We start from the raw sequence: 4,196 nt of genomic DNA, 5'->3' as shown, positions 1-4,196 counted from the left end.
GAAATTTCCTCCCTTTCACCTGAAGTTACGCATGTCCCGACAGAATGTGACAGCCGTCTGCCCCCCGCCGGCAAGGGAGCCTTGTACAACGGCAAACAAATCCGCTATATTCATAAATTCTTCCGTTACCTATTACATTTCCGACATCGACAGGGCCAGGTAGTCGGCATGGTAGTCGGTATAATCGCCCGTGGCGCGGTGGAATGCCTCGACCTTTTCGGACAATGCTCCAAGGTCAATTCTTTCTCCGCTGCGTTTTACCTCGCAGAAATTGATCGTTTTCGTCAGCTCATCAATGGCGACAATGTCGATTTCGTTCTGGCTCCTGCGATCCCACCAGTTCCCAATTTTCGTGAACTTCCCGCTCTCCGCGAACTTGTGCTGGTAGTAATCCTCGAGCGCCTTGCCACTGAACACCCGATAATCGCGAAGAATGACATCCTGCAGCCGACCATATGCCCTAAGCTCAATCAGCGATTGGTACTTCCAGACGAACCTGAACCAGAATCGGAGGAAATTGTCCTTCAGGGTGTAATGGACATTCCGATTGGACTTCCTCTCACAGACCGGAAGATCCTTCGACACCAAACGGTACTCGACTTCCAATTTGGTCAGATAACCGCCGACATCCGTGCCAATGGCATTCTCGATTTCCGAGCGGGTGTTGTTGCCCGCCGCGATAAGCGAAAGAATTGAGAAATAGGTTCCGTAATCCTTCCCGAATTCATCGACCAACAGCACCTTGCCCTCGTTGATGATGGTCGAACCCTCCGAAACCATCCGCTTCACCATCGCATCAAGGGTGAACGCGCCCGCATCCATCAGCAGTTCGACGTATTTGGCGACACCGCCGGTAAACGTCCATAGCGCGAGAAGATCATCCACCGTGTAATCCGGCGCATGTTCGGACAGAATCTCCTTGACCGTCGCCGTCGTAAAGGGATCAAGGTTGATTTCGTGCGTTGCCCTTCCATACAACGGCTGATCCGCGGCGAATATCTGCTCCATCATCCGGTTGATGCTGCCACTGACGATCAGATTGACCTTTGCGGACCGTTTCTTCCGATCCCAATCCCGCTGCATGACGCTGAAGATCGAAGGATTCACCCGAAGGAATTCCTGAAACTCATCAATGACAATCGTGCAAGGCTCCCTTTCCGCCATGTCCAGCAGGAACTTGAAGACCTCCTCAAACGAACTCATCTTTCCGGGTATCGCCAACTTGAAGTACCGCGCAATCTCCTGACAGAAATCCTCACACAAATCCGCCTCATTCTTCCGCGCGACAAAGAGATACAGATAATCACGATCCCCGTATGCCTCTTGCAGAAGCGATGTCTTTCCAACCCGCCGACGCCCTTTCAAAATCGTCATGCATGACCCTTTGAACGACTCTTCTCGAATCGTACGCAGAAGCGCCAACTCATTCTTTCGGTCAAAAAACCTCATGAGTACCTCTTTCTTCTCACCAAACTTCGGAACGACCGTTTACGGAACGGTTGTTTACGAAGCAAATTGTACTATATTTTGCATTTTAACGCAATAGTGACAATACGGTCAAACATCACTTCTTGCCGTAGATGAGGACCTTATCGAGCGCAAAGGCGTCGTTTTTTCGAAATCCAGGTTCGCGTCCGATCCAAATGTACTTCGCCTTGACGTTCTTCTTCTGCAAGTCAAACCGATACCGATGCCGCGTCTGCTCATCCTTGGCGACTTCACGCCATCGTTTGCCGTCTTCCGATGTCCGCACGATCAAATGCTGCGTCTGTCCCTCGTACGTGAACCGTTCAATCTGAAGGCCCGTAATCTGACTTTTGTTCTCAAGTTCCAGAATAACCCAAGGGGAATCCTCCGGTCGCGTATGGAATCCCTTTACATCTTCGCCCTTGTCGATGGCGCGTGCAATCGTGGATTCACGTGAGAGCATCCGCCTTTGCCCCTCCGTCCAATCCATTTGCGACGAGGAAAGGTCTTTGATTTTTGCACCATCGCCAAGAAAGCGCCCCCCAAAGTCCTCCTCCGGATAGGGCTCAAGTTCAGAATCCTTCTTCGCTTTTTCCAAATCAGGACCAACTACGATATGCGCGAAACCATTGCCCTCCCAAAATTGCCGTAAACAACGGCCGGTCCAGCTCCGCCGAACAACGCATCGTCTTGCAACTCGTCCATCCGAATGGAACGGATCAACTTCGACATCATCGTAAATCATATCGCGAATCGGAAGTCCCCGCCCATGTTCCTCAGCAATGCCATTGAACGTCCCGCCTTCGACATCGTATGTATCCAACACAACATGTCCCTCTCCTCCAATAATCACATCGCACACACCCCATGCGTTTGCTTCAAGACGACCGCCTATGTAATATTCGTTGTGATAGGAATAGTTACCCGTCCATCCGGCCTTACCGATCCCGATAGACGCGGGGATACGTTTCTTATGCAGAAGTTTTTCGAATTGCGACAGGTATCGCTCGTTCCAATTGTCAAAAACAGAACTGTTGACCGCAAATACATCGCCTTTTGGATTGGCGGCCACCGCATATTCCCACTCCGCCTCGGTCGGCAGTCGGAACACATATCCGGCAGGGAGCTTGTCACCGTACCGTTCGTTCAGGAATCGGCAATACGCCATCCATTGCCGATAGTTGCGTTGCATGCAAATGGGATAACCCTCTTTCTGAAAAATCCTCTCGATCGGCTTCGCCTTCTCATCGTCAAACCGACCGAACTCTCGCCACTGCCTGGTTGAAACGCAGTATTTGCTGAACCAAAACGGATAGGTGAATTCGACCCGATGAGTCTGCTTCGGTTGCCCTTCGATGTTGGACATCTGGAAACGCCCCTTGGGAATCGTGCAGAAAATCATTTCACCGCCATTCGCCAACTTGAACTTGACTTCCTTTGGCTTTGAAATCTTTGCCGGAACCTTTTGCGGATTCCAACCGTATTTCTGCACAATGGGCTTGGCCAACTTGACATCATCAACAACAGATTTACACGTCTGCCACGTCTTTTCGCCGACCAGATCAGGGCCGAGCACAATATGAAACACAAACGTCCTGTTGGCATCCACTCGGTCACGCGAACCCATTGTCTCAAACGTCCACCGACGACACAGAATATCGGTACGCCGTCCATCATAGACGCTAAGTTCCTCTGCCCAACAAAGCGGATCAACCTCTTCATCGGCATATTCAATTTTCACTCCTCGCGGCATGGTATCCAACAGGACATTACGCCACCACCATAACCAGTAGCTGTGGCACATGTCATACACCCCAGATGCAAACGGCTTTTGCTTTCCTCCTACAAAAATATTGGCATCTTTTGTCCATCCGGAATTCCAAAAATCATCCAGCAACCAGACGTCGCGGCTCGATCCATACTCTTTACAAATTGACTTGAACGTTTCTCGCGCCACTTCACCACTGCCCGAGACGAAATCCGACCAATCTTTCACATCCCACTGTTCATATTTGCCAATTGTTGCATCCACTTCCTGCGTATATTCCCATTCCGCCTCCGACGGCAGGCGAAAGACGTATCCCGCAGGAAGCTGCTTTTCATATCGCTTTGTCAGGTATGCGCAATACGCGTCAATCGTCTGTCGATTGATTCGCTTGCTCACCGGATACTTGAAATTGAGTTTTTTCGCAATCTGATAAGCGTCTTCATGATCATTCGGGGCAAAATCTCTCAACTGCAAAACTGTAACGTAATACTTGCTCATCCAAAAGGGCCGTGTCAACGTCACCTTGTGAAACCGCTTGCCGCTATCCCATTCGTTCGACATCAGGAAACTACCGGCTTTGCGCGGGACAAGTTCGATCTGCGCACCGTTCGCCAGTTGGAAATTGACTTCCTGTGGAAGTGCCACATTGCCGTTCTTAAGCCAGATGTACTTCTTGTCGGGAATCGGCCCGTAATCGACCTTTTCCTCCAGCTCGTCTTTCACGACGACGAACTCTTCTTTGGGTTTTTCGGGTTCCGGCCTGGGCTCTGCAGACTTGGGCGTCTCGCGCACGGCCAATGCTGAAGGATCCTGCTTTTCGATCTTCGTCCGCTCCGCTTCAATGCGACGCCACTCTGCGATCTTGGCCTTCCGTTCAGCGGCCGCCTTCTCCTCGGCGATGCGCCGCTCCTCTGCCTCCCTTGCCTTCTGCGCGGCTTCCTCCGCCTTCGCCTTCTCCGCC

Annotated in this window: 2 protein-coding genes; both read right to left on the bottom strand. The window is 51.2% G+C overall.

What is annotated here, in order from left to right; all coding sequences use genetic code 11:
• Nucleotides 1-132 precede the first annotated feature (132 nt).
• Nucleotides 133-1,449 (bottom strand): ATP-binding protein, encoded by a 1,317-nt coding sequence (locus tag MJZ26_14610; GenBank protein ID MCQ2107009.1) that lies wholly within the window; start codon nt 1,447-1,449, stop codon nt 133-135.
• 115 nt (nt 1,450-1,564) lie between these two features.
• Nucleotides 1,565-4,196, bottom strand: a 2,632-nt coding sequence (locus MJZ26_14605) for an SUMF1/EgtB/PvdO family nonheme iron enzyme (protein MCQ2107008.1), incomplete at its 5' end; no start/stop codon positions are given.

The sequence above is a fragment of the Fibrobacter sp. genome (assembly GCA_024398965.1).
Lineage (GTDB): Bacteria > Fibrobacterota > Fibrobacteria > Fibrobacterales > Fibrobacteraceae > Fibrobacter.
Note: the sequence above shows the minus strand (reverse complement) of the source record. Positions and strands in the feature narration are given on the sequence as shown.

Bases quoted from the DNA above. Each gene is read 5' to 3' on its own strand.
- MJZ26_14610 (MCQ2107009.1), bottom strand. From the start codon at position 1,449: ATGAGGTTTTTTGACCGAAAGAATGAGTTGGCGCTTCTGCGTACGATT.